The following is a 25,612-nucleotide window of genomic DNA, read 5'->3' on the forward strand; positions in this document are numbered from 1 at the left end:
GGCCATAATCGCGCCGGTGCCGTAAGAAATCAAAACATAATCAGCCACCCAAACAAGAATTTCTTTATTGTTGACTGGGTTAACCGCCTTGACACCTTTTAATTCAACTCCGGTTTTAATTTTACTCTCGTCAGTCCTATCAATATCGGTTTTCAATTGAGATGCCTCAATATAAGCAGCAACTTCTTTATAATTATCAATTTTATCTTTTAATTTATGAATAATTTGATGCTCTGGAGCGACCACAATGTATGTTGCGCCAAACAAAGTATCTGGGCGCGTGGTAAAAACATTTAATTTTTCGTCACTACCTTTTATTTTAAAATCAACGTTGGCGCCATAACTTTTCCCAATCCAATTGCGCTGCATTAATTTGATTGGTTCAGGCCAATCCAAATATTCTAAATCGTCCAGCAAACGGTCGGCGTAATCAGTAATTTTTAAAAGCCACTGCTTTAAATTTTTTAGCTCAACTTTTGTGCCACAGCGATCGCATTTACCGTCAACTACTTCTTCGTTGGCGAGTCCCGTTTTATCTTGCGGACACCAATTGATAGGGATTTCCGCCTCATAGGCGAGTCCCTTCCCCCATAGTTTAAGAAAAATCCACTGTGTCCATTTGTAGTAATTTGGATCAGTGGTGTTGATTTCCCGGTCCCAATCATAGGCAAAACCAAGCGATTGAATTTGGCGTTTAAAATTTTTAATATTATCTTCTGTCGTTTGTTTCGGATGCGTGCCGGTTTTAATCGCGTAATTTTCCGCCGGCAAACCAAACGCGTCCCAGCCCATCGGATGCAATACGTCAAAACCTCTCATAGTTAAAAAACGGGTTAAAATATCAGAGGCCGTATAGCCTTCCGGGTGGCCAACGTGTAATCCGTGAGCTGAAGGATATGGGAACATATCTAAAACGTACATATTTGGCCGGCTGGATTCGTCTTTAACTGAAAACGTTTTATATTTGGCCCAATATTTTTGCCATTTAGCTTCTATTTTTTGATGGTCGTATTTTGGCATACTTGTGGCATCCCCCTTAATTTAAGGGGGAGTTGAGGGGGTTACTTAATAAAATCATTTAACTTCTCAAATACTCCTTCAATATTACCAGTTATTTCAATATTCCAAAACATGCTAACTTTTACTATCATTCCTCACTGGGGGTGAGGCGGGGTGGGGGTTGTCATCCTGAGCGGAGCGTAAGCGGAGCCGAAGGATCTCATCATAGGTGAAGTTAACAGAGGTGAGATTTCTCGACGGAGTTTACCCCGTACTTGATACGGGGCTCGAAATGACAAATTGTTTAGCTTTAACACCCCTATCCCCTCTTATGCTAAGCGGGGAACACGCTATTAATGGTACTAGTTGCCTATCAATAAATTAAAAATCCATTTTGAGTAACTCCCTTACCCCTCTTAAATTAAGAGGGGGATCATCTAAAAATATTTTTTCATTCTCCATTAGCTATTTACCATTCGCCTTTTTCAATTTCATCTCTTCCTTCAAATATTTACCAGTGTAACTTTTTTTCTCTTTAACAATATCTTCCGGGCGGCCTTCGGCTACAATCTCACCGCCTCGATCGCCGCCTTCCGGCCCTAAGTCAATCACCCAATCGGCGGATTTAATCACATCCAAATTGTGCTCAATAATCATCACGGTATTACCTTTATCAACCAATTTATTTAACACGTTTAAAAGGCAGGCAATGTCGGCAAAATGCAAACCAGTGGTTGGTTCATCTAAGATGTATAAAGTTTTACCGGTCGCTCGGCGGGACAATTCAGTTGCTAATTTAACCCGTTGAGCCTCTCCGCCGGACAAAGTCGTGGCCGATTGTCCTAACTTCAAATAACCCAGTCCAACATCAAACAAAGTTTTTAACTTATCAAAAATTATATCATTCCCTTTAAAAAAATGCATCGCTTCTTCTACCGACATGCTTAAAACATCGGCAATATTTTTTCCTTTAAAATGAATTTCTAAAACTTCTTTTTGGTAACGCTGGCCATGGCATTCTTCACATTTAACATAGACGTCCGGTAAAAACTGCATTTCCACCTTGACGTAGCCTTCGCCGGCGCACGTTTCACAACGCCCGCCTTTGGCGTTAAAACTAAATACGCCGACATTGTAACCGCGAATTTTGGCTTCGGGAGTATTGGCAAATAAATCACGGATGTATGTAAACACACCAGTGTAAGTCGCTGGATTTGACCGCGGGGTACGGCCGATTGGCGATTGGTCAATCGTAATTACTTTATCAATATTTTCTATGCCATTAATGTCTTTGTGTTTACCCGGAATATCTTTGGCGCGGTAAAACCTTTTGGCTAGCGCCCTGGCTAAAATATCCAACATTAAAGTTGACTTACCTGATCCTGAAACTCCAGTTAAGCACACCAGCATGCCGAGCGGTACCTTAACATTAATATTTTTTAAATTAAATTCTTGCGCGCCGATTACTTCCAAAAACTTCTTATTGCCTTCTCTACGTTTTGTCGGCGGTTCAATTTTTTCTTTACCCGAAAGATAACGACCGGTAATAGAATTATTGTTTTTTAATATTTGGGCTGGACTGCCAGAAGCAATCACTTCGCCGCCATTTTCTCCAGCGCCCGGACCCATATCAATAACATGATCAGCCGCTAAGATGGTCATGGAGTCATGCTCTACCACTAATACAGTATTATCCAAATCGCGTAAATGCCGCAAGGTATCAATTAATTTTTGGTTATCTTTTTGATGCAAACCAATTGACGGCTCATCTAAAATGTAAACAATGCCAGTTAGATTCAAGCCTAATTGGGTTGCCAGCCGAATGCGCTGTAATTCTCCGCCAGATAGTGTCGTGGAAGTACGGTGCAAGGTAAGATAATTCAAACCAACGTTTTGCAAAAATTGCAAACGCTGATGAATTTCTTTAATAATTGAGGTGGCAATTTTTTTATCCTTTTCATCCAAGCTGAGCTTACCTTTAATCTTGCCGTTACTAATACCAGCAAAAAATTTAACCAGTTCGTCAATTGTCATCGCCGTTAAATCAGCAATATTTTTATCAGAAATTGTAACTAGCAACATATCGCTTTTCAATCTTTTGCCTTGGCAAACCGGGCAAATGGCCGTACGCATATATTTTTCTAGCTCTTGCTTTAAATATTCAGAGGTTGTTTCTAAATATTTTTCTTCCAGCATCGGGATGGCTCCGGGAAAAGTCATGCCGCCATCCACGTCATACTTTTGTTCGCTACTGCCGTGCAACACAATGTTTAAAGCTTCCGCAGATAAATCACTAATCGCATCATCTAATAAAAAATTATGGACTTTCGCCACTGCCTCTAACAGCTTCCAGTATTTCGCTTGATTGGAAAAATTTCTAGCCCATGGCTTGATTGCGCCTTGGGCTAATGTTAATTTTTTGTTTGGAATAACTAGTTCGGGATCAATTTCCAAACACGTGCCAATTCCCAAACATCGGTTACAAGCACCCGCCGGGCTATTAAATGAAAAGTTCCTTGGTTCAATGTTGGGTAAGTTAATATTGCACCTTGGGCAATTAAAATATTGCGAGAATAAAATATCCTTGTCCGCACTCGTTAACACAATTAGTTGGCCATTGCCTAAATCTAAGGCTAAATCCACCGCTTGGGCTAAATCACGGCGCAGATCGCGCGTTTGGTTGTATTGACTCGCTTTAAATTGACTAACTAATATTTCCAAAGTCGGACTGCTATTCCAATCAATATTGCCAGTTAGAGCCGCGTCAATTTTCATAAGTTGACGATTTATTCTAACTTGACTATAGCCGGCTTTTTTAATTTCTTTTAAAGTTGAGCTGCGGTCAGATTTTTTATCTTCGTCAACCGGAGATAAAATTGAAATTTCTTTTTCCTTTTTAGTAATCTCTGTTGCCTGATTGATGATTTGAGTCGGCGTAAGTTTACTCACCTCCTGGCCGCAACGAGGGCAATGTAATTTACCAACACGTGAATAAAGCAACCGCAAATAATCATAAATTTCGGTGATTGTTCCGACCGTTGAGCGCGGATTGGTGGCTGAAGTGTGTTGGTCGATTGAAATCGTGGGTGATAATCCATCAATCCTATCAACGTCTGGTTTGTCCGCCAAACCTAAAAATTGTTTAGCGTAAGTTGACATGCTTTCAACATATCGCCTCTGGCCCTCAGCAAAAATTGTGTCAAAGGCTAATGATGATTTGCCCGAACCTGAAAGTCCGGTAATTACCACAAACTTGCCTTGCTCAATATCAACAGAGATGTTTTTTAAATTATTAACGCGAGCGCGTTTGATAGAGATCACTTTTGGCATAAATACAAAACAGGAAACCAGCTTACCACAAATTCCAGCGACTGTCAAACCCTTGGTCTATCCGCCAAGGTTGACATTTTCCCTTAATTTTGCTAAATTATCCGGTTCGCGCCAGATATTTAGGGAGGGCGTTGGACCGCCTGGCGCAGGGCCAGGTCGTTGAGGGGAGACTATCATGCAATACCTGCACCCAGGCCGGACGCTGTCCGGACTGTTCATAACCTTGGCCATAATCGGCGCGATTATGTACTTTGCCGCGCCTGTGTGGGCCGAGGAGACGGCAGAGGCCGGCGCGTGGGTCGGCGATTTCTTCGTCTACGACGAGGGAGCCGACGAGTCGCAGTGGTTTTGCGGCTCGTTCGCCGAACAAGCGCCACCGCGGCCTTGCGCCGATGTTCGCGAAGAGCTCCAAGACGAACTGCTCCGCCAAGAAGAGCAGTTTCTTGATCACCTTCAAGAGTTCGAGCGTGAAATGCTCCAACTCGAAAAGGAGATGAGGAAAAACCCGGACCGTTTCCGGGAGGAGCTTGTTTTAGGACCCCATGCGGCTACGGCTGTAGTGGGGTCCAACTGCTTTATAGGTAGTTAAACTCGATCAACGATAAATTTGTATAAGACAAAACCAGTAATTAAAGCTAAAGCGCCCTTAACCCAAAACCCCCCTGAATAAATCTCATACGCCCAAGACAACACCGCAAACATAGCGCCAAACGCAGAGAGAAAAATCCAATAGTGCTTAGCCTTATTTTTCATTAAAGTAATGATTCAATAATTTGGGTCAATTGTTTTTCAAGAATGACGCCCTCAAATTTCTGGCCATTGATAAAAAAGGTGGGTGTGGCTTTAACGCCGCGGCTAATACCTTCCTCAAATTCGGCATTGACGTCGTCAAAGTATTTGTTGGAATCCAAGCACTCATTAAATTGAAAGCTATCCAGGCCGAGCTGAAAAGCGCCGCGTTTCAAATCAGTCGCAGATAACTTACTTTGGTCAGCGAACATTAAGTCATGAAACTCCCAAAATTGAGCTTGTTCAAAAGCGCACCGGCCAGCAAGGGCGGCCACCAAGGCGTTACTATGAATATTAATTAAAGGAAAATCTTTATAAATAAACTGTATTTTATCGCCAAATTTCTCGACCACTTTTTTTAGTATCGGGGCGGCCTGTTGGCAAAAAGGACACTCAAAATCTGAATACTCTTCAATCACTACTTTGGCTTCTGGATTACCTTTGAACCGCGGCGTAGCTTGGCTAACAGCCGGGGAAGAAGGGGGTGATAAAGTTTGAGGTAAATTATTTAAAACCGTTTGTCCACCATGTCCATTAACAATATTATTCGGCTCCAAATTGTTTGAATTAGCAGCAAATTTTCCTACTAGTAGCGCGCTGGCATATAAAACTACAAACGCCCCCAAAAAAATTGCTGGCGCCAAAACAAAGCAGTTACGATACCAACGCCGATTTTTTTTCCGCGGCTGCTCAAAAGTGGTAAAATTATTGTCGACCATACCAAAATATTATACTATTTAATCAGCTAGGACAAATTAGCCAACTGTTTAAATTACAACTATCCCAAAGGCATATGGCAACTCTAAAAGATGAGGAGCTAGAAAAACTGGCCCGGAAACAAAATCGGCAAAAACGAGGACGGGCAAAAATGAAAGTTACCGGCAAACAAAATTTAAAATTACAAAAAATAATCGCTAAAAAAGCCTTTAAATCAAAACCCGAGGGCAAGGCTTGACAATTATGACTCTTCCTGCTATCATAAGCGCAACGTTTTCATCTCGCATACCTACTCTTTAATAACAATACGAATATTAATTTCATTTCGAATATTTCTCTATGCTTTTAGATGTTTTACAAGTTGTTGTTTCAATTATTTTGATTATTGTCATAATTTTGCAAAACCGGGGTGCTGGCCTTGGGGCAGCCTTTGGGGGAGAGGGCAATGTTTACCGAACTAAACGCGGCTTAGAAAAAATTCTTTACACTTTGACTATCGTTTTTGCTACCGCTTTCATGGTAGTGTCTTTTTTAAATATTGTGACTGTTTAATACCCCGTGGACACAACCCAATCCCCGATCCCGGAGGAGGAAACCCGCGACAATTCTGGGCCATCAAGCAAAATGGCTTGGCGCGAGTATTTTAAAAAAAGACCCAATTTCCAACAGCTTAAAGAGATAAAAAAATTTTTATCCCCCCAAGAGCTTTGGGCGACCAAACTGCTATTAGCGGCAATCACTCTGAGCACCGTTTGGCTCGGCACACAGTTGTACCAAGACAATGTGACTAAAGTGCCAATGGCTGGAGGCACATATGTAGAAGCTTTAATTGGCGCGCCAAAGTTTATTAACCCCCTGCTGGCCCAAACCAATGATGTTGACACTGATATATCCCGCCTAGTTTTTTCCGGCCTTTTAAAATTTGATGCCGATTTAAACTTAGTTCCAGACCTAGCAACGAGTTATAAAATTTCAGAGGATAAATTAACTTACACTTTTTTCCTTAAACCGAATGCTTTTTGGCATACCCGGGGGAGCGAAGAGGCCAAGCCGGTCACAAGCGACGATATAATTTTGACCTTTGAAAACATCCAAGACCCTGATTTTAAAAGCCCTTTAATTGTAAGCTTTCGGGGCGTTCAAATTAAAAAAGTTGACAACTTAACAGTTCAATTTATTTTACCTGAGCCATTTGAGCCATTTTTGGAGAGCATGACATTTGGCATTTTACCAGCCCATGTTTGGCAAGAAATCCCAAACACTACCGCGAATTTAGCAGAAGCAAATATTCGCCCGGTTGGCTCAGGTCCGTGGCAATTTTCAACGCTCACTCGCGATAAACTAGGCAATATTAAATCCTATACTTTGGTACCGTTTGAAAAATATTATGACAACCCGCCTTTAATCCAAAAACTAACATTCAAATTTTACCCAAACTTTGAAGAGGCGGTCGGGGCTTTGATTAACAACAACGTTGAGGGCATTAGCTTTTTGCCCAAGGCGCTCAAGGAACGGTTGATTAGCGAATCCGATATAAATTTTTACTCCTTTGACTTGCCGCAATATACTGGCGTCTTTTTCAACCAAAAAATAAATTCTATTTTAAAAGACAAAAATGTTAAACAAGCCTTAGCCTATGCGATTGATAAAACTAAAATCATATCCGAAGCCTTAAGCTTAGAAGGTCAAATTGTCGATGGACCAATTTTACCAGGATATGAAGGTTATAATGAAAATATTGAAAAGTATGATTTTGACCCCGACAAAGCGAACCAAATACTAAATGAAGCGCAATGGCAAATTATCACCGCCGATGAATACAAGCAAAAATTAGCCGAAAAGATTAGCCAAGAAAGAATTGATTTGCAAGCAGAGCTTAGTCAAGGCGAAGATGTAGCACCCGAAACTATTGAAGAAGAAGTTTTTACCGCACCGACTAGCACTGAACAAATTTTGGAAGAAATTATTTTAGATCCTAACCAAAACATTTTCCGTTCCAAAAATGACGAAATTTTAGAAATAACTTTGACAACAGTTAATCAGCCAGAAAACGTAACAGCGGCCACATTGGTAAAAAAAATGTGGCAAGATGTTGGCGCATCGGTCAATTTAGAAATTGTGGACCCTAACCGCATTGGCCGCGAAATCATTAAGCCGAGAAATTATGAAGCTTTGCTGTTTGGCGAAAACTTGGGTGCCAGCCCCGACCCTTTTCCATTTTGGCATTCCTCGCAAAATCAAGACCCGGGATTAAATTTAGCTGTCTTTTCTAATCGGAACGTTGATAAATTGCTTGAAGACGCCAGAATTGAAGCTGATTCAGCCAAGCGCGATGAATTGTATCAAGAATTCCAAAATATTATTATTAGCGAAATCCCAGCCATCTTTTTATACCGGCCGACATACACTTACGTGATAAGCGATAAAATTAAAGGTTTAAATGTTTCGCAAGTGATTGTGCCAGCCGATCGGTTTAACAATATTACGGGTTGGTACATAAAAACTAAAGCCAGCTTCGCCAAGGAAAACTAACGCCGATGTGGTGAAATTGGTATACACGCACGCTTCAGGAGCGTGTGCCGCGAGGCTTGTGGGTTCGAGTCCCACCATCGGCACCAATGCATAATGCTATATGGCAAAAAGTATCAAAGAACTGCAAACCTTAATGGTTGAACAATTAAATAGGCGAGGATTTTATCCTAAGGACGATAAAGAAGTACTGCTTAGGCTCGGCGAGGAAGTTGGCGAGGTTATGGAGGCGGTTAGGGAAGACCGTAGTAAAACTGATTTGAGTTATGAAATAGTGGATGTATTTTGGAATTTACTCAGATTAGCTGAACTTAAAAATATAGACTTAGAAAAAGCATTTATTGAAAAATGGGAAAAGAATGAAAAACGTCCCATTGATAACTAATTAAATTATTACTTCACAGAAAATATGGTAACTAAAAAAAATGCTGCTCGCCCTGCCTCCAACAAGCAGACTAGCAGCAAAGCGACAACTAAACGTACGGCCAAGCCAACCAGGCAAAAATCTAGAACTATAAAAAAGCCTGGAGTTTCAACCGGAGAAAAACAAACTGTCAAATCGGGTAAATTAAACATTATCCCAGTCGGTGGCTTTGAAGAAGTTGGGCGGAATTGCGTCATTTTTGAGTATGGTAACGACATTATCATTGTTGATTTGGGCTTACAGTTTCCGGAAGAAGAAATGCACGGCATTGACTATATTATCCCTGATTTAAGCTATCTCAAAGGCAAGGAAAAAAATATACGAGGCGTGCTCATCACTCACGGACATTACGACCATATTGGCGCGGTTCCCCACGTGATGAAAGCCATTGGCAATCCGCCGATTTACACCGGGGATTTAACCGCCGGTATTATCAAAAAGCGCCAAGAAGAATATAAAGAAGCGCCGCCTTTAAAATTGCAGGTTGTGCGCGGCGGTGATAAAGTTAGGCTGGGCTGTTTTGATGTTGAGTTTGTGCCAGTCAACCACAATATTCCGAACTCTTTTGCGATTTTAATTCGCACGCCGGTCGGCAACATTATCCATACCGGCGACTTTAAATTGGATAAAGCGCCGATTAACGACGCCCCGGTGGACTTGCAAAAATTTGCCCTGATTGGCGCTGAAGGAATTTTGGCCCTTATGGCCGACAGCACTAACGCCTGGCAAAAAGGACATCAGTTATCTGAAACTGAGGTGGGCGTAGATTTGGAAAAACTAATTGAAAACGCTAAGGGGCGAATGATTATCGGTACATTTGCGTCATTGCTGTCGCGGATTCAGCAAATTTTAACCCTCGCCGAAAAGCACGGCCGCAAAGTAATGTTTGAGGGCCGCAGCATCAAAACGAACGTGGAAGTAGCAAAAGAATTAGGTTATCTAAAATTTGATAACAAAACAATAGTGGAACAGCATAACTTTAAAGATGTTGATGATGACAAACTGATAATTATTTGTACTGGCGCGCAAGGTGAAAAAAATGCGGTGCTCATGCGCATTGCCGAAGGCAACCATCGATTTATAAAATTTAAATCAAACGATACGGTTATCTTTTCCTCTTCGGTTATTCCGGGGAATGAACGCACGGTGCAAAATTTGCAGGACGCGATTTACCGCTATGGAGCGTCGGTAGTGAACTATAAAATGTTAGACGTCCACGCCGGCGGGCACGCCAAAGAGCAAGATATTAAATTGCTGTTGCAGCTAGTGCGGCCAAAATATTTTATCCCGATTGAAGGCAACCACTTCATGTTGCGCATCAATGGCCAAAACGCCAAAATTATTGGACTAAAAGACGAACACATTATTGTCGCTGAAAACGGCCAAGTAATTGAAGCTGACAAAGAAAAAGTGGCGCTAACTCAAAGGCGAATTTCAACTGAATATGTATTTGTGGATGGCCTTGGCGTTGGCGATGTGTCGCACATTGTGCTTCGGGACCGTAAACTCATGGCCGAAGACGGTATGATTGTGATTATTGCTACTATCTATAAAAAATCCGGCGAACCGGTGCAAAACCCGGATATAATCTCTCGCGGCTTTGTGTATATGCGCGAAAATAAAAAATTGATTGAAGATGTGCGCCATAAAGTCAAAAGCATGCTTAAAGAAACCGATAACCGTTCTCCAGCCTTTGAGAATTACATCAAAGAGCGCATTCGCAACGAAATCGGCCAGTATGTTTACTCCAAAACGCATCGCCGCCCGATGGTTTTACCGGTTTTGATAGAAGTTTAGGCGATAAAAATACAACTCGGATAAAATAAGGAAAAATTGTATTCTTGACAAATTTTTCTAACTAATTCTAGGTAAATTTTTAGCCTCCAGGACAAAATGAGGACGCATCCAGATTGACTTCGTCCTTTTTTTGCGATATAATGACTAAACCCTCCCTTGGGTAAGTCGTTATGACCAATCATGAAAACATCGGGCGAGAATATAGATGTCCTGACTGCAATAAATTGTTGTTTAAAGGTATTTTGGTAGATAGCGACGTGGAAATAAAGTGCAAACGTTGTAATGAATTAAAAATTATCAAAGGCGAGCCGGGAAATAAGTATATTTGCCTGGTCTACCCATGCACTAATCGCATAGAAGCCAAAACTAATAAATAAATTAGAAACTCGCGAAGCTCTTGAAGCTCACCACCCGGTGAGTTTTTTTAACTAAAAAATAAATAAAAAACATATGAGCCCCATCAAAACGATTAGCCGAGACGGCACCAAGGCAACTTTTGATAAAGAGCGAATTTATAAAGCGATTCTAAGCGCGGCGGAAGCGACCGGCGAATTTGGCAGCACTGAAGCTAGAAAGATTACCGAAATTGTAGTCTCGTTTATCAACAAGTCCAAAAAAATTAAACGTCAAATAAGTGTTGAGGAAATCCAAGATATAGTTGAATTTTCCTTGATGAGCTCTGGGTATTTCAAAACTGCTCGGGCCTATATTGTTTACCGGGAAAAAAGATCTCAAGCGCGATCGGCTGAAAATATTGCCGTGGAAGTGGAAAAAACTATGAGCGAATATTTAGACCGCTCGGATTGGCGGGTCAACGCTAATGCTAACCAAGGATATTCACTTGGCGGATTAATCCTCAACACCTCTGGCAAACTAATCGCTAACTATTGGTTAAATTATATTTACCCGAAAGCGGTCAGAGAGGCGCACATTGAAGGCGATTTCCATATTCATGATTTAGATATGTTTTCCGGTTATTGCGCCGGTTGGAGTTTACGCCAACTTTTAGAAGAAGGATTCAATGGCGTACCGGGAAAAGTAGAATCTAAGCCTGCCAAACATTTGGAAACGGCGGTTGGACAAATGGTGAATTTTTTAGGCACGCTCCAAAACGAGTGGGCGGGAGCGCAAGCATTTTCATCATTTGACACCTACTTAGCGCCGCTCGTAAAAAAAGATAACTTATGCTACAAGCACATCAAGCAATGCATTCAGCAATTTGTCTTTAATTTAAACGTACCCTCACGCTGGGGCACGCAAACACCGTTTACGAATATTACTTTGGATTGGGTGTGCCCGGATGACTTAAAAGACAAACATCCAAAAATCGGCGGTGAGTTACAGGACTTTAGTTATGCTGATTGCCAGCCGGAAATGGACCTAATCAACAAAGCGTTTATAGAAGTTATGACTGAAGGCGATAGCAACGGCCGCATTTTCACTTTTCCAATTCCGACTTATAACATCACCAAGGATTTTGACTGGGAGAATGAAAATGCTAAGGCACTTTTTGAAATGACGGCAAAATTTGGCATCCCCTACTTCCAAAACTTCATAAACTCAAGCTTAAATCCGGGTGATGTACGGAGCATGTGCTGCCGCTTACAGCTTGATTTACGCGAGTTGCGTTCCCGTGGCGGCGGGCTATTTGGGTCGGTTGAAATGACGGGGAGTATCGGCGTTGTGACCATTAACTTGGCGCGCATCGGTTATGTCGCCAAAAACAAACAAGAATTCTTTGAGCGGTTGGAGCGGTTAATGGAATTGGCCAAAGAATCACTAGAACTCAAGCGTAAAGTCGTGGCTCAAAACATTGAAAGCGGCTTGTTGCCGTTTACCAAGCGCTACTTGCCTTCTTTGGACCATCACTTTGCCACGATCGGCATTAATGGTGGTAATGAGGCTTGCCAAAACTTACTCGGTAAAGATATCGCAAGTAATGAAGGCAAACAGTTTACCAAAGAGATAATGAAGTTAGTGCGTAAAAAACTGGCTGACTTTCAAGAAACTACTGGCAACATGTATAATTTAGAAGCCACACCGGCCGAAGGCACGACCTACCGTTTTGCCAAAGAAGATGCCAAGCGATTCCCGGGGATTATCCAGGCCGGCAGCGATGAAGCTCCGTATTACACCAATTCTACACATTTGCCGGTTGATTATACTGATGATCCGCTCTTTGCCTTAGATCACCAAGACGAACTGCAAACAGCTTACACTGGCGGCACGGTGCTACACATGTTTTTGGGTGAAAAGGTAAAAGATTGGAAAACCTGCCGCAGCTTTGTTAAAAAAATCGCTAACGGCTACCGCCTGCCCTATTTCACCGTTACGCCAACGTTGAGCATCTGCCCAAATGATGGATATTTGCAAGGGGAGGTTAGAATTTGCCCCAAATGCAACGCTGAATGTGAAGTCTGGTCGCGCATTGTCGGCTATTTCCGCCCGGTCAAAGAATGGAACAAAGGTAAAAAAAGCGAATGGAAAGACCGCAAAGAATATGTCGCCGAAAAGGCTTTAGCCAGCAAAAAAAGCAAAGCAGAAACTAACCCGGCGGCCGTGGCGCTAAAAACCGGAGCGGTGGCGGCTTAACGGCGGTGATGCAATTTGGCGGGCTGCAAAAATTAAGCTTAATTGATTACCCGGAAAAAGTTGCGGCTATAGTTTTCACACAAGGTTGTCTGTTTCGCTGCCGCTATTGCCATAACCCGGAACTCATTCCAACCTCAACGCAAAACATTGTCAGCCAAGAAGAAGTGCTGGCGTATATCTCGTTCAAAAAAGATTTTTTGGACGGCGTGTGCATTACCGGCGGGGAGCCAACCTTGCATGCCGATCTTCCTGACTTTATTAAAAAAGTTAAGGCGCTTGGCTTGTTGGTGAAACTTGATACGTCTGGAGTTAATCCGGGCATGGTTGAATCACTGCTTCGCGACGGACTAGTTGACTATTTGGCAATGGACATTAAGCACCGGTGGGAGAGCTACAACGATATTGTACAAACCGCAAACCAGCAACGAATTGACAACTGCAAAAAAACCATGCGCTTAATTCAAGAATCTGGCATTGACCATGAGTTTCGAACGACGGTATTGCCAGAATCACACACGGCGGAAGATTTTATAAGCATTGCCAAACAGTTATTGCCGGGCGAGAAATACTTTATCCAAAATATTAGTTTCGCCAAAAATTTAGACAACACCATAGATAAATCTAAACAGCTTGACGTTTCCGCCATTGTTGACATACTCAAAAAATCATTTCCTCAAGTTCAAATTGAACAACGCTAAAAACTGTGATATTATATTTAGCATTAAAATAATGCTTTATTGATATGCGAAAAAAATCTAAAAATAGCTTAGTTTGGATGTTCGTGGGGATTATATTAGCTTTAGGAGTAATTTATTATATTTATTCTGGCACCAAGCCCGGAACTTATGATGCCTTTGCCGAGTGTTTAGGCGAAAGTGGCACCACCTTCTACGGAGCCTTTTGGTGTCCGCATTGCCAAAGTCAAAAATCAAAATTCGGTCGTTCTGAAAAAAAATTGCCTTACGTTGAATGTTCTCAACCAAACGGCCAGGGCCAAACTAAAGTTTGCATTGACGCGGGCATTGAATCTTACCCGACATGGGAATTTCCTGACGGCACGCGGGAAACCGGCGACTTGTCATTACCATACCTAGCTGAAAAAACCGGGTGTGAATTACCAAACTAAATGGAATTATCCAACAACTTAACCTTAGTCATTTCTATTGGGACGATAGCGACTCAAATTGCAATTGGAGCAATTTTAGTGAGCATTTTTTTAACGCGCAACGGAAATAAAAATAGTGTGATAAAATTTTTTGGTTCTAAGGCTATCTTCTTTGCATTTTTAGTCGCGTTGATTGGAACTTTGGGCAGTTTAGCCTACTCCGATATTGTCGGCTTTGAACCATGCCTGCTTTGTTGGTATCAGCGCACTATGATGTATCCAATGGTCGTAATTTTAGCTTATGCACTGTGGAAAAAAAGCGAAGCTATTGCCTTTGTCACAATCCCCCTTTCGGTAATTGGTGCTGGAATTGCCGGGATTCAATATTTCGGGCAAATGACCGGCTCAACTTTGACGTCTTGTGCCGGCATTGGTTATTCTGCCTCTTGTTCTATTCGTTACTTTTTAAGCTTCGGTTATATTACGATTCCGATGATGGCGTTAACCGGATTTTTAATGATTATCGCCTTGATGCTTGCCTTAATGCAATACAATAAAAAATAAAGTGTGGAATTTCATCCACATTTCTCAAATAAAAAACGGCTAATTGACTAGCCGTTTTAAAAATTTCAGATTGGTTGGTTTTTTAGGCTATAAAAATGAAAGAAAATTAAAAAGCTAAGAAACGTTGCGAAAAAACACCAAACCGAAATAAAGCCGGCGAAATATATTGTATATGAGAAAATAAATGAGCCTAAAAGCGCCAAGCCATAGACTTTTATCAGCCGGGATTGCGAAATAAAATAAGGTACCACGAAAATTATACAATAAATAAAAACCACAGCCTTCCATTGTGGTGATGTTAAAAATGGTATACCGGTACTATATGCAATGCTCCGATTAATTATTTCAGAAGCTGCTCCACCAAAAATAAACAGAGCTGAAGTTAAAAATAAACTCATAATTACACCCGACGCTACAAGAATAGCTAACATACTTTTTCTAATTTTTTCTGTTTCATTAAAATAAATACTTAGCGGATTAAAAATCGGCCAAATTAAATAAGGAAAAACAATATAGCCATAAGTTAATATGGCATAAACGGCGGGATTATTATAATAATTGAAGTTTAGCCATGCCAAGCCTTCAATAAACTGCATAATCGCAAAAAGCATAGGGGTGCTCGCTAAAAGCAAAGCTCTTTTGCTTGGCGATCTTTTTATGCTCGCATATCCGGTCGCGCCAATGACTGATCCGGCGATGAAGCTAGCAGGGGCAGAAAAACACATAATGGGGATATTATACAAGAAAAAAAACTTATCGTGTAGGTTCTATCCTTTACTTTAGGCCTGTTTCATCATACAATTAACTGCATGAAAAAAGGACGAGTACTATCTGGTATGCAGCCGACCGGGCCGCTTCACGTTGGCAACTATTTAGGTACACTGCAAAATTTTTTAGCGATTCAATCCCAATATGAGTGCTATTTTGCAATCGTTGATTACCACTCAATTACCGAGAATTACCAACCAAAAGAAAAATATAATCAAATTTTGTCGCTCGCGATGGATTATTTGGCCGCCGGCATAGACCCCAAAAAATGCGTCATTTTTTTACAATCAGACGTGCCTGAGCATACTGAATTAGCTTGGGTTTTCAACACTATTACCCCAATGAGTGAATTGGAACGCATGACTCAATTCAAAGACAAAGCCTCTCGCCAAGCAAAAAATATAAATGCTGGCTTGTTTACCTATCCAGTCTTACAGGCGGCTGATATATTATTGTACAAAGCCAAGGCTGTGCCTGTCGGACTGGACCAAGAGCAGCATTTAGAACTGGCTCGTAAAATCGCGCGATGGTTTAACAATAAATTTGGCCAGACATTTCCTGAGCCAGAAACTTTGTTTACTGATACGCCCAAAGTAATGAGCTTGCAAGATCCAAATAAAAAAATGTCAAAAAGTTTGGGCGAAAATCATTGCATTTTTTTAGACGATGAGCCAAAGGTAATTGAGCAAAAAATTAAAAAGGCGGTCACTGATACCGGAGACGGCCAGGGCTCAGGTGCAAAAAACTTATTACTTTTATTTGAAAAATTTGGCGATAAAAAAACAGCAAAAAAATACAACGGGCAAAAATCAATCCGATACGCAGACTTAAAAACTGATTTAGCTAAAGCGATTATAACTTATTTTTCAGATTTTAGAAAGACAAAATCAATCCTTTTGGCTAAACCAAAGCAGGTTGAAAAAATATTAGCCGCCGGCGCTAAAAAATCTCAAAAAATTGCTCGAACGACAATGCGCGAAGTGCGCCAAAAAATCGGTATTAGAAAGTAAGTGTCATCCCGGATTAAGTCCGGGATGACAAAAACTGGTAACTTTTGTCACTTTACTATTTTTTACTATTATTCTAGTATAGTGTAATCACGAGCGACTCTGAGCTTGTAGAAGAGGAGCGTGGCGATCCAAAAAACTGGATTGCCATGTCACGACTCGCCTGACCGGTCACGTCAGGCGTGGCCACGTCGTTCCCCTGATTTACATCAAGGTCACTGCTCGCAATGACAAATAATTACATTTTTTATGAACCCATTTGCTAATGCCTTAGTCCAACTGGATAATGCAAACCAGATATTAAAACTTAAACTGGAAACTTTAGAAGCGTTAAAAAAACCAAACAAGATTTTGGAAGCCAAAATTCCAGTCAAAATGGACAGCGGCAAAACCAAAAAGTTCGATGCTTACCGAATACAATACAATAACGCCCGCGGACCCTACAAGGGCGGCATTCGTTTTCATGAGCAAGTTGATATTAACGAAGTCAAAGCGCTGTCGTTTTGGATGGCAATTAAATGCGCTGTAGTAAATATTCCTATGGGGGGCGGCAAGGGCGGCGTTATGGTTAATCCCAAAGAGTTAAGCACCAGCGAGTTAGAACAGCTTGCCCGTGGTTACGCCCGAGCTTTTGTCGATGACATTGGCCCAAATAAAGATGTGCCCGCTCCAGACGTTAATACAAACCCTTTGATTATGGATTGGATGGCTGACGAATATTCTAAACTAACCGGCGATAAAACTCAGGGATCTTTTACCGGTAAATCATTAGAGTCGGGCGGTTCAGAGGGGCGTAATACTGCCACAGCCGATGGCGGATTTTTTATTTTTCAGGAACTTGCTAAAATTTTGAAACTTAAACCTAGCGAAACAGACGTCATCATCCAGGGTTTGGGCAATGTCGGTTTTCACACCGCCCGCCTGATGGCGGAGGCAAAATATAAAATCATCGGTCTATCAGATTCTCAAGGTACTATTGTCAGCAACCGAAAAGCCCCGCTTGATCCAATAAAGGTTATGGAAGTAAAGCGGGAAAGCGGGCTGATTAACGCATGCTACTATGACGGCTCAGTTAAGGGTTATGACTGTAAGCATTTAGATCCGGCTGAATTTTTAGAATATCCGTGTGACGTACTAGTGCCAGCGGCTTTGGAAAATCAAATTACTAAAGATAACGCGGCCAACATTAAAGCTAAAATAATTTTAGAAATGGCAAACGGCCCAACCACGCCGGAAGCTGATAAAATTTTAGCCGAGCATGATACTTTAATCCTTCCTGATGTCCTTGCCAATGCCGGCGGGGTGACAGTTTCATATTTTGAATGGTATCAAAATGTACACGATGAGAAATGGACCGAAGATCAAGTCCGTAAAAAACTAAAACCGATAATGACTAAAGCCTTCAAAGAAGTTTGGAAAGTCTCTCAAAAACACAAAATTGATATGCGCACCGCCGCCTTTGTGGTTGCGGTTAGACGCATTGCCGACGCGATGGAGAAAAATAAATAATTCCTAATAAAACAATCCCAATAAATTCCTCTCCCTTGATGGGAGAGGATAAAGGTGAGGGCGCATGAATCTAAATGCTGACAGGTTTGAAACCTGTCCCTACAAAATTTCTTCCTCACCCAACCCTCTCCTGCCAGGAGAGGGACTATTTATAAATTTCATCCCATGCCTAAAGCATCCCAAGTAAAAAAAGAACTCAAAAAATTCACTAGCGTCAAAGGGGCTAAAACGGCCCAATGGTTTTTCAAAACCGGGCCGGGCGAATATGGCGAGGGTGACAAATTTATCGGCGTCATTGTTCCTAATCAAAGAAAAGTAGCTAAAAAATTTACCGGCTTACAGCTGAGCGAAATTCAAAAATTGTTAAATAGCCAAATCCATGAGCACCGACAAACCGGGCTTTTTATTTTGGTCGGTAATTTTTCTAAAGCTACAAATTCAAAAAAGAAAAAAATTTTTAACTTTTATTTAAAAAATGCTAAACGAGTAAATAATTGGGATTTAGTTGACTGCTCCGCTCCTTATATTGTTGGCGGTTACTTAATTAACAAGCCAAGGAAAATTTTATACAAATTAGCAAAATCTAAAAATTTGTGGGAACGACGAATTGCTATTTTAGCGACCTTTCCGTTTATCCGCAACAAAAATTACACCGACACGCTCAAACTGGCAAAACTGCTGCTTAACGACAGCCACGACTTAATGCACAAAGCAGTTGGTTGGATGTTGCGCGAAGTTGGTAAAATGGATGAAAAAGTATTGACTAAATTCTTAGACCAAAACGCCACCAAAATGCCGCGGACTATGCTCCGCTATTCAATCGAAAAATTCCCGGAAGAGAAAAGGAAATATTATTTGAATAAATAATGTCATCTCGAGCGTGCCGAGAGATCTCACACTTACCAAATAAGTACGGCTGAGATTTCTTCATGCGCTCCTCTGTCGCTTAGTCGAAATGACAAATGTAAAAAGCAAAACTCCGCCGCGGCCGTAGACCAGTCAAACTGGTCATAACCTTGGCGGAGCTCTGTGGCGAATGCGCGTGTCTGTAGGTGTGCCCCCGCTAAAACTCGACGCTAGTGGCGCCTGGAACCTTGATTTTTCCGTTACGCTGCTTCTTACAGCGCTTCATGTCGCCATTGGCATAGAGACCGTCCAGGGTTTCAAAGTGGAGGAAAACTTCATCGCCGCCACCCTTTTCAATCTGCCGCACCCGTAGGCGCCTGCCGCCCTGAAATACGACCACGCTTCCCACTTCCAACACCGCCTTTATCATCGATTTGCCTCCTCTTCTGATCTAAACGGGTTTTAGGCATTTAACTATAAAAGACTCTTTTAGTCAACTTGAATATGTGGCTTTGGCGCGTTATAATAGCTTGGATGAAAGACGACTTTTTTGTAGATGAATTTAGCCCGGAAGAAAAAGAGGTTTTGCGGCCGTTTTGCACAAATTTAGACCGGTCGATTTTTGGTTTGCGCAATTTGCCGGAAGTGGTCAAAGGCGCGCTTTTCTCCCGCTACAGCCGAACTGATAAGTCCTTGCGGCGCGTATTGTTAGATGAATTTATCAATGAACCAGAAATGGGATTTTCTGAAATTGTGGGCTTTGCAAAATCCCAAGGTGAAGATCAAATGGTCGCCACTCAAAAAGCGGAAGAATTTTATGACCGTGTCTTAGTTGGCTATGGTGATGATTCGGTCGCCGAATTAGGTTCAGCGCATATCGCGATTGAAAATGTTACCCATGTCGCGACAAAGTTTATGGAAGATTCGCGCATTGGCCTAGATCCCTTAGAAAAATCCACCCGCTATGTGTATTACGACGAGAAAGTTAACGGCAAGTATAAATTTTACCGGCCGGCAGATATCATGCAATCAGAATTTGCCAAAGACTATGAGGACTATTTGAATTTACTTTTTGAAACGTATAGCGAATGGCGCAAACCGATGCGTAAAATGATAAAAGCCAAATTTCCACAAGACCCCGAAACCACTGACCGCGCTTATAAATCCACGGTTAAGGCCAAAGTGTGCGACAGCTTGCGGCCGCTCCTACCGGTTGGCACTGTAACCAACATGGGTTTTTTTGGCAACGGCCGCGCGTTTGAATATTTGCTGCTCAAAATGTTTGCGAGCGACTTTCAGGAAGTGTGCGATATTGCCGAAGTTATGAATAAAGAACTAAACAAGCTCATCCCCTCTTTTGTTAAACGAGCTAATAACGAACGCGGCCAAGCAACCCAAAAATATTTGCGTGATACCCGGGCCAAAGTCAAAGAATTAGCGGAAAAATTTGTATCGGTTACTAACACCCAAAACGAACCCCAAGTAACATTGGTGGATTATGACCAAGATGCGGAAAATAAAATTGCGGCTGACATTATTTTTGCCAATAAAGAAGTGAGTTTAGCTAAAGCACACGAAATTGCCAAAAAATTATCGGGTGAAGAAAAAACAGAGCTGCTAAATGCGTATTCAGGCGCTCGCCAAAATCGCTTTCATCGCCCGGGCCGCGCCTTTGAAGAGACTTTTTATACTTTTGAGGTGGTCGCCGACATCAACGCTTTTCGTGATATTCATCGCCATCGCATGTTAACTCAAGAACGGCAACCATACACCACCGCCCATGGATTTATCACCCCGCCAGAAATTATTGAAGCTGGCACAGTTGACGAATATAAAAAAATCATGAGCCAGGCGCATGATTTGTACCAAAAAATTGCACCGCAATTTCCCCACAGCGCACAATACTTAGTGCCGATGGGCTATTTGATTCGCTGGCGGATGAAGATGAATTTGCGTGAAGCGTATCACTTGCTTGAACTTCGCTCCGTCCCGCAAGGACACCCAACATATCGCAAAATTGCTCAAGATATGTACTTAGCCATAAAAAAAATACATCCACTATTAGCGGAAGGAATTCAATTTGTTGATATGAGCGAAAAAGATGAATTAGAACGGCTTGGCGCTGAGAAAAAAATTGATAAAAAACTAGAAACGGTTAAGGAGAAGTACGGAAATTAACGGGCGGCGAATGGCTACTACCACATAGCGAATTCCGTAAATTCTCACTCGATAAAATGGTGCCTCCAACTCTACTGCCAGGTTGGTAAAATAATAGTCCTCCCCTTTGCCACGTCTGACGTGGCTTTGACCGCTGAAGGCGGTTATACTAGAAGGGGAGGTGCGGGGGGGTTTATAAATATGACCTCGGCCTACGCCAGAGCATGCGCTGGGAAACCCTTCGCTTCTAACTTAGTTTTCACCCAAGGATACCAACAGTATTCAGGATATCCATCCCAACAATGGACTATAATTGCTCGTTTAGACATAATAATAGGTCATTGCGAGCGAAACGTAGTGAAGCGTCGCAATCTGACGCGTTAGCGTCATCCTGAGCGTAGGCCAATTTGACTGGCTGAAGCCGAAGGATCTCAAGCTGAGATTACCACGTCCCCCTGCCGGAGTTTATCCCGTACCACGATACGGGGCAGGGGTCCTCGTAATGACAATTCATTTGATAATTATAAATAAGGAAATCTCCCCCTTAATTTAAGAGGGGGATGATTTTATTTTTTGTGGTATTGACTTGGCACGTTTTCCCGCCCCCAGCGTAACGTTTTTGCCATCCAAATAAGTTCATCTAACATTCTATCAATGCGCTTATCAAAAACGGCTTTGTCCTTTGGTATGCCTTTACTATTAAATACATCTTGAACGTGAGAAACGTTTAAATCGGTAAAGGTTGCCTGCATTCCCAGCTCTCGTACTATCGGCAATAAATTCTCAATCACCCTAACGCCGCCAAAGCCGCCGGAGGACACACCGCAAAAAGCCACCGGACGGTGAATATATTCACGCAGCAACGTATCAAGCATAGATTTTAGCGGGCCAGGATAGCCGTGGTTATATTCAGGTGCCACGATAATTACGCCATCAGCTTTTAGGATAGCTTTGCGATATTCAGGAAATTTACCCTTGACGGCCTCGCCGTAGTCATTAGTTGGAAACTTAAACTTGCGCGGATCAAAAAGTTTTGGTGTCGTGTCAGCTCTCGCTTTTGCGCGCTTAACTAAATACTTAGCCACCTTTTCGCTTTCTCTACCCTTTCTTATAGTCCCCAATAAAACCGGAATAAACAATTTTTTATCTTCCATATTATTGTAATGTTACTTTTTCAAGCACAATTTTATGCCCTAACCATTTTACGGCATTAGCCTCAAACGTGTCGGTGACATCAGTCACAAAATACTTATGGTTCCCGCCCTTAGTTAATTTAGATTCAATATCAGGGTGGCGAACTAAGTAATCAGCTAAAGAGTCCGCTATAATTCTTGGCGCATCTAAAACATTACAGCTTTTGCCCATTATTTTTTTAAACTGCTGATAAAGCAACGGGTAATGAGTGCAACCCAAAATTAACGTATCAACTTTTTTGTTTTTTAACTCACGAACATAATTTCTAATAATTTTACTTGTTTCCGGCCGATTTATCATACCCTCCTCAACCAATGGCACTAATATCGGTGTGGCGACAGCATAAACTTCAATGTCTGGTTCTAATTTCCGCAACTCTTTTAAATAGGTATCTGATTTAATCGTAGCGCGTGTTCCCACTACGCCAACTCGGCCAAAACGAGAGAGCTCGGCGGCTTTCTCAGCTAATGGAATAATTACGCCCAAAACTTTGCGGTCCGGATAATGTTTTAATAACCACTCGCGTTGAATTTTTCGTAGTGCTTCAGCTGACGCGGTGTTGCAAGCAACAATTACCAACCCGCAACCTTGTTGAAATAAAAAGCCTAGCGCCTGAGTGGTAAATTTGTAAATTGCCTCTTGTGATCGGTTGCCGTAAGGTAAGCGCGCTGTGTCACCAAGATACATTAACTGATATTGAGGTAGTTTATGTTGAATGGCTTTAAGCACAGTTAGTCCGCCGATGCCAGAATCAAAAATACCAATCATGTTATTTAGACGCTTTAACAATCTTGATTAATTTTTTGATGTGTTTTTTCCACTCTCTCTTATTTGGAGCTTCAACTGTAACCCGAACCAACGGCTCAGTGCCTGACGGGCGGACATTAAACCACCAATTTTGATAATTCACAGTTAACCCGTCTAGTTCATCTTGTTCGCCGTCGCTATATTCTTGTTTCAACTTTTCAATTAGACTTTGAGCATCTTTAATTTCAAAATTAGTTTCCGGCTCTTTGTAATATCTTTCATATTCAGCTCGGAGCTTAGATAGCGGTTTATCACTTTGAGATAAGATTTGTAAAAATAATAGCATAGAAATAAATCCGCCATCGCCATAAAAATTATCCTTAAAAGCGTAGTGAGCAGATAATTCTCCGGAGGCAATGGCGTCATGTTCCAACATTGCTTGCTGCAAATTAATGTAACCGACTTTGCTACGGAACGCCTTGCCGCCAAATTTTTCTATGCACTCTGGCACTGAACGTGAACAGACCGCGTTATACACAATTCCGGCGCCGGGTTGCTCTTGCAGCAACGCTTTAGCCATTAAAATAAACGATATATCGCCTTGCATAAAACCGCCCTTTTCATCAATAAAAAAAGTTCTGTCTGAATCACCATCAAACATCACGCCGCAGGCAGCTTTTTCTTGACGCACTATTTTACTCGCTTTTTTATAAGCACCTGGAGCATACGGGTTGGACGGGCGGTTTGGAAAATTGCCATCCAGTTCATAATCCACTTCAACAAATTCAAACGGCAAATGTTTAGCCAACATTGGCATAACTTTTCCCGCCGTGCCGTTGCCGGCATCCACCACTACTTTTAAGGGTTTTAATTTGCTAATATCTACAAAACTTAATATGTGTTTGATGTATTCATCGTAATAATTAACTGAATTTAATTTACCGCGTTTAGGTTTTTTTTCTAGTACGCCTTTCATAAACGGCAGGTAATCTTTGCCATAAATCGCTTTATTGCCTTGCCTGACTGACTTGATACCGTTGTATTCTTTAGGGTTATGCGAAGCGGTAATAATTGTGACCGCGTCATATTGTTTGGTACCAGCGACAAAGTAAATAAAATCAGTTGGAATCAAACCTAAATCATCCACGTCACAGCCCATGTCTAAAATACCGTTGATGTATGCTTCTTTCAATTGCGGCGTGGAAACGCGCATATCACCGCCGACCGCAATTTTTTTGCCTTTAACCATCCGGACAATTCCTTGCCCAGCGGTGTAGGCAATTTGTTCAGTTAATTGGTCGGGGTAGACGCCCCGAATGTCATAAGAGCGAAAGATTGAGGTATCAATATTTTTCATTTATCGGTATTGCTCCAAAACTACGCGCTTAAAGGCCATCACGCCGCCCAAAGCCCACAAAATCAAAGCTATTTTTATCAATCCACCAATCAAGGGCAAGAAAGTTAGAACAATAAAAATTATCATGCCAATAATCATTGGCAAAATGAGCCCACCCGAAGGCTTATTTTTCTTAACCACTGATTGCATGAAAAGCAAACCCAAACTAATGCCAGCGAAAACCTTACTGAACCATAAAGCAATGACGTAAATCGGAATCAAAATCAATGCTAAGGGAATGCCAATAACGGTTAAAGCTAAAAGTATAATCACAAATGGTGTTACAATCGCGTAAACTAAACCCCAACCAACTTTAGTTAATGGCTTTTCTATCATGGCTTGATGAATTTGGGTCACTGCCTTTGGCGCTAAGGCCACAAAAACCAAACCAACTAAAATCAAGCTAAATAATGATATGAGTTTTAGGAAAAAGTAGCCCGCGGCAAGTTTGCGCGGATTAACCGGTATATCCTTTTTGTGTTTCGGCAATTGATAGGAAACTTCTCCGGCAATACTTCCGCCTTCCCGCACTAACAGCTGATCTTCTTTATTGCTGTAATAGGTTACATTACCATTAATTTCACCTTCGGGATTGACAATCATTTGACCTTGGTCGTCTAGACCAACTTTAACATCTTTTTCAATAACGCTTGCCACCACTAAATTTCCGACTCCGGCCGCCACGTTACCGCCAACTGGTCCGCGGATGTCTAAACTGCCAGCCCCGGCATATACATCCCAACCAACCGATGCGTCTTTGGCGATCGTAACTGAACCGCCGGCCGCGTTTACATTATGCGCTACATTGCCGCCAACTTCCACGGCGCTGCCGGCGACCCTGACACTGCCGCCAACATCACCGGTAATTTTTACAGTCTGCCCGGCCGCAAACACATCGCCTTCCACATCGCCGGTAACTAAAACAAAAGCCCCGGCCGCAAACACATCGCCGACTATCGTGCCATGAATTTCAATTGAATTTCCAGTGGCAATTAAATTACCGTCAACTATATCTTCTTCGCCAACATACACGCTTGGCCCAGTTTCAAAATTAAAGGCCAAGGCGGCTAAAGGAACAACTAAAAATGAAATTGCCGCGAGACTTAAAAAAATTTTGCGGTTGAAAAAATGCATATTATTTT

The 25,612-nt window shown here is 41.8% G+C and carries 22 protein-coding genes, 1 tRNA gene and 1 pseudogene (1 of these 24 running past the window's edge); 15 read left to right on the plus strand and 9 right to left on the minus strand.

All coding sequences use genetic code 11. From position 1 onward, the window contains the following. Positions 1-1,020 (minus strand): annotated as a pseudogene (locus tag COT81_02385) (leucine--tRNA ligase); it reaches 1,452 nt to the left of the window's first position. Positions 1,021-1,464: 444 nt separating this feature from the next. Continuing rightward, positions 1,465-4,329 carry an excinuclease ABC subunit UvrA gene (locus COT81_02390; protein ID PIS05166.1) on the minus strand — a complete coding sequence of 955 codons (2,865 nt, stop codon included), beginning with the start codon at positions 4,327-4,329 and terminating at the stop codon, positions 1,465-1,467. Between the two features lie 175 nt (positions 4,330-4,504). On the opposite strand from COT81_02390, the gene COT81_02395 reads away from it, so the two are divergent. Then, a complete protein-coding gene (locus COT81_02395; GenBank protein ID PIS05167.1) occupies positions 4,505-4,918 on the plus strand; it encodes a hypothetical protein in 414 nt (137 codons plus the stop codon). A gap of 163 nt (positions 4,919-5,081) precedes the next feature. Here the strand turns inward: COT81_02395 and COT81_02400 are convergent, their stop codons facing one another. Beyond that, a complete protein-coding gene (locus COT81_02400) occupies positions 5,082-5,837 on the minus strand; it encodes a hypothetical protein (GenBank protein ID PIS05168.1) in 756 nt (251 codons plus the stop codon). 337 nt (positions 5,838-6,174) lie between these two features. On the opposite strand from COT81_02400, the gene secG reads away from it, so the two are divergent. The 10 genes from secG to COT81_02450 all read left to right on the plus strand — a co-directional run bounded on the left by secG (position 6,175) and on the right by COT81_02450 (position 14,846). Continuing rightward, positions 6,175-6,387 (plus strand): preprotein translocase subunit SecG, encoded by a 213-nt coding sequence (gene secG / locus COT81_02405; GenBank protein ID PIS05169.1) that lies wholly within the window; start codon positions 6,175-6,177, stop codon positions 6,385-6,387. A 72-nt stretch (positions 6,388-6,459) separates the two neighbouring features. Beyond that, entirely contained in the window at positions 6,460-8,367 is a 1,908-nt protein-coding gene (locus tag COT81_02410; GenBank protein PIS05170.1) for a hypothetical protein, read from the plus strand. Between the two features lies 1 nt (position 8,368). Then, positions 8,369-8,453, plus strand: a tRNA-Leu gene (locus tag COT81_02415). A gap of 14 nt (positions 8,454-8,467) precedes the next feature. Beyond that, positions 8,468-8,749: a hypothetical protein gene (locus COT81_02420; GenBank protein PIS05171.1), complete on the plus strand. Its 282-nt coding sequence runs from the start codon at positions 8,468-8,470 to the stop codon at positions 8,747-8,749. A gap of 24 nt (positions 8,750-8,773) precedes the next feature. Further along, a complete protein-coding gene (locus tag COT81_02425) occupies positions 8,774-10,585 on the plus strand; it encodes a ribonuclease J (protein ID PIS05172.1) in 1,812 nt (603 codons plus the stop codon). A 170-nt stretch (positions 10,586-10,755) separates the two neighbouring features. Then, the gene (locus COT81_02430) at positions 10,756-10,962 is read left to right on the plus strand and encodes a hypothetical protein (protein ID PIS05173.1); all 207 of its coding nucleotides are present in this window, start codon (positions 10,756-10,758) and stop codon (positions 10,960-10,962) included. Positions 10,963-11,035: 73 nt separating this feature from the next. After that, positions 11,036-13,177, plus strand: a complete 2,142-nt coding sequence (locus COT81_02435; protein ID PIS05174.1) for a ribonucleoside triphosphate reductase — start codon at positions 11,036-11,038, stop codon at positions 13,175-13,177. A gap of 8 nt (positions 13,178-13,185) precedes the next feature. Beyond that, on the plus strand, positions 13,186-13,875 hold the full coding sequence (locus COT81_02440; GenBank protein PIS05175.1) for an anaerobic ribonucleoside-triphosphate reductase activating protein: 690 nt from the start codon (positions 13,186-13,188) through the stop codon (positions 13,873-13,875). A 77-nt stretch (positions 13,876-13,952) separates the two neighbouring features. Further along, on the plus strand, positions 13,953-14,303 hold the full coding sequence (locus COT81_02445) for a hypothetical protein (protein ID PIS05204.1): 351 nt from the start codon (positions 13,953-13,955) through the stop codon (positions 14,301-14,303). Beyond that, positions 14,304-14,846 (plus strand): disulfide bond formation protein B, encoded by a 543-nt coding sequence (locus tag COT81_02450; protein PIS05176.1) that lies wholly within the window; start codon positions 14,304-14,306, stop codon positions 14,844-14,846. A gap of 65 nt (positions 14,847-14,911) precedes the next feature. Here the strand turns inward: COT81_02450 and COT81_02455 are convergent, their stop codons facing one another. After that, the gene (locus COT81_02455) at positions 14,912-15,571 is read right to left on the minus strand and encodes a hypothetical protein (GenBank protein PIS05177.1); all 660 of its coding nucleotides are present in this window, start codon (positions 15,569-15,571) and stop codon (positions 14,912-14,914) included. 84 nt (positions 15,572-15,655) lie between these two features. On the opposite strand from COT81_02455, the gene trpS reads away from it, so the two are divergent. The 3 genes from trpS (at position 15,656) to COT81_02470 (ending at position 18,997) form a co-directional block, all read left to right on the plus strand. Continuing rightward, positions 15,656-16,624 carry a tryptophan--tRNA ligase gene (trpS, locus tag COT81_02460; protein ID PIS05178.1) on the plus strand — a complete coding sequence of 323 codons (969 nt, stop codon included), beginning with the start codon at positions 15,656-15,658 and terminating at the stop codon, positions 16,622-16,624. Between the two features lie 234 nt (positions 16,625-16,858). Next, positions 16,859-18,130, plus strand: coding sequence for a glutamate dehydrogenase (locus tag COT81_02465; GenBank protein ID PIS05179.1), 1,272 nt, complete (start codon positions 16,859-16,861; stop codon positions 18,128-18,130). 165 nt (positions 18,131-18,295) lie between these two features. After that, complete coding sequence (locus COT81_02470) at positions 18,296-18,997, plus strand: DNA alkylation repair protein (protein ID PIS05180.1); 702 nt, start codon at positions 18,296-18,298, stop codon at positions 18,995-18,997. 196 nt (positions 18,998-19,193) lie between these two features. On the opposite strand, the gene COT81_02475 is transcribed toward COT81_02470, so the two are convergent. Further along, the gene (locus tag COT81_02475; protein ID PIS05181.1) at positions 19,194-19,406 is read right to left on the minus strand and encodes a hypothetical protein; all 213 of its coding nucleotides are present in this window, start codon (positions 19,404-19,406) and stop codon (positions 19,194-19,196) included. 104 nt (positions 19,407-19,510) lie between these two features. On the opposite strand from COT81_02475, the gene COT81_02480 reads away from it, so the two are divergent. Continuing rightward, positions 19,511-21,154, plus strand: a complete 1,644-nt coding sequence (locus COT81_02480) for a thymidylate synthase (GenBank protein PIS05205.1) — start codon at positions 19,511-19,513, stop codon at positions 21,152-21,154. A gap of 545 nt (positions 21,155-21,699) precedes the next feature. Here COT81_02480 and COT81_02485 read toward each other — a convergent pair. From COT81_02485 to COT81_02500, 4 genes are read right to left on the minus strand one after another with little or no spacing between them, the layout of a single operon-like run. Then, positions 21,700-22,287, minus strand: coding sequence for an NADPH-dependent FMN reductase (locus COT81_02485; GenBank protein PIS05182.1), 588 nt, complete (start codon positions 22,285-22,287; stop codon positions 21,700-21,702). Position 22,288: 1 nt separating this feature from the next. Next, positions 22,289-23,095 (minus strand): glutamate racemase, encoded by an 807-nt coding sequence (locus tag COT81_02490; protein PIS05183.1) that lies wholly within the window; start codon positions 23,093-23,095, stop codon positions 22,289-22,291. A 1-nt stretch (position 23,096) separates the two neighbouring features. After that, positions 23,097-24,431, minus strand: coding sequence for a phosphomannomutase/phosphoglucomutase (gene manB, locus COT81_02495; protein ID PIS05184.1), 1,335 nt, complete (start codon positions 24,429-24,431; stop codon positions 23,097-23,099). After that, complete coding sequence (locus COT81_02500) at positions 24,432-25,604, minus strand: hypothetical protein (GenBank protein PIS05185.1); 1,173 nt, start codon at positions 25,602-25,604, stop codon at positions 24,432-24,434. It lies immediately after the preceding gene. Between the last annotated feature and the right edge of the window lie 8 nt (positions 25,605-25,612).

This window comes from Candidatus Buchananbacteria bacterium CG10_big_fil_rev_8_21_14_0_10_42_9 (assembly GCA_002773845.1).
Classification (GTDB): Bacteria; Patescibacteriota; Patescibacteriia; order Buchananbacterales; family 21-14-0-10-42-9; genus 21-14-0-10-42-9.

Coding starts and splice junctions, on each gene's coding strand:
- COT81_02440 (PIS05175.1), top strand. CDS start 13,186: ATGCAATTTGGCGGGCTGCAAAAATTAAGCTTAATTGATTACCCGGAA.
- COT81_02445 (PIS05204.1), top strand. CDS start 13,953: ATGTTCGTGGGGATTATATTAGCTTTAGGAGTAATTTATTATATTTAT.
- COT81_02425 (PIS05172.1), top strand. CDS start 8,774: ATGGTAACTAAAAAAAATGCTGCTCGCCCTGCCTCCAACAAGCAGACT.
- manB (PIS05184.1), bottom strand. CDS start 24,431: ATGAAAAATATTGATACCTCAATCTTTCGCTCTTATGACATTCGGGGC.
- COT81_02455 (PIS05177.1), bottom strand. CDS start 15,571: ATGTGTTTTTCTGCCCCTGCTAGCTTCATCGCCGGATCAGTCATTGGC.
- COT81_02400 (PIS05168.1), bottom strand. CDS start 5,837: ATGGTCGACAATAATTTTACCACTTTTGAGCAGCCGCGGAAAAAAAAT.
- COT81_02410 (PIS05170.1), top strand. CDS start 6,460: ATGGCTTGGCGCGAGTATTTTAAAAAAAGACCCAATTTCCAACAGCTT.
- COT81_02450 (PIS05176.1), top strand. CDS start 14,304: ATGGAATTATCCAACAACTTAACCTTAGTCATTTCTATTGGGACGATA.
- secG (PIS05169.1), top strand. CDS start 6,175: ATGCTTTTAGATGTTTTACAAGTTGTTGTTTCAATTATTTTGATTATT.
- COT81_02485 (PIS05182.1), bottom strand. CDS start 22,287: ATGGAAGATAAAAAATTGTTTATTCCGGTTTTATTGGGGACTATAAGA.
- COT81_02500 (PIS05185.1), bottom strand. CDS start 25,604: ATGCATTTTTTCAACCGCAAAATTTTTTTAAGTCTCGCGGCAATTTCA.
- COT81_02470 (PIS05180.1), top strand. CDS start 18,296: ATGCCTAAAGCATCCCAAGTAAAAAAAGAACTCAAAAAATTCACTAGC.
- COT81_02480 (PIS05205.1), top strand. CDS start 19,511: ATGAAAGACGACTTTTTTGTAGATGAATTTAGCCCGGAAGAAAAAGAG.
- COT81_02420 (PIS05171.1), top strand. CDS start 8,468: ATGGCAAAAAGTATCAAAGAACTGCAAACCTTAATGGTTGAACAATTA.
- COT81_02430 (PIS05173.1), top strand. CDS start 10,756: ATGACCAATCATGAAAACATCGGGCGAGAATATAGATGTCCTGACTGC.
- COT81_02435 (PIS05174.1), top strand. CDS start 11,036: ATGAGCCCCATCAAAACGATTAGCCGAGACGGCACCAAGGCAACTTTT.
- COT81_02395 (PIS05167.1), top strand. CDS start 4,505: ATGCAATACCTGCACCCAGGCCGGACGCTGTCCGGACTGTTCATAACC.
- COT81_02490 (PIS05183.1), bottom strand. CDS start 23,095: ATGATTGGTATTTTTGATTCTGGCATCGGCGGACTAACTGTGCTTAAA.
- COT81_02390 (PIS05166.1), bottom strand. CDS start 4,329: ATGCCAAAAGTGATCTCTATCAAACGCGCTCGCGTTAATAATTTAAAA.
- trpS (PIS05178.1), top strand. CDS start 15,656: ATGAAAAAAGGACGAGTACTATCTGGTATGCAGCCGACCGGGCCGCTT.
- COT81_02475 (PIS05181.1), bottom strand. CDS start 19,406: ATGATAAAGGCGGTGTTGGAAGTGGGAAGCGTGGTCGTATTTCAGGGC.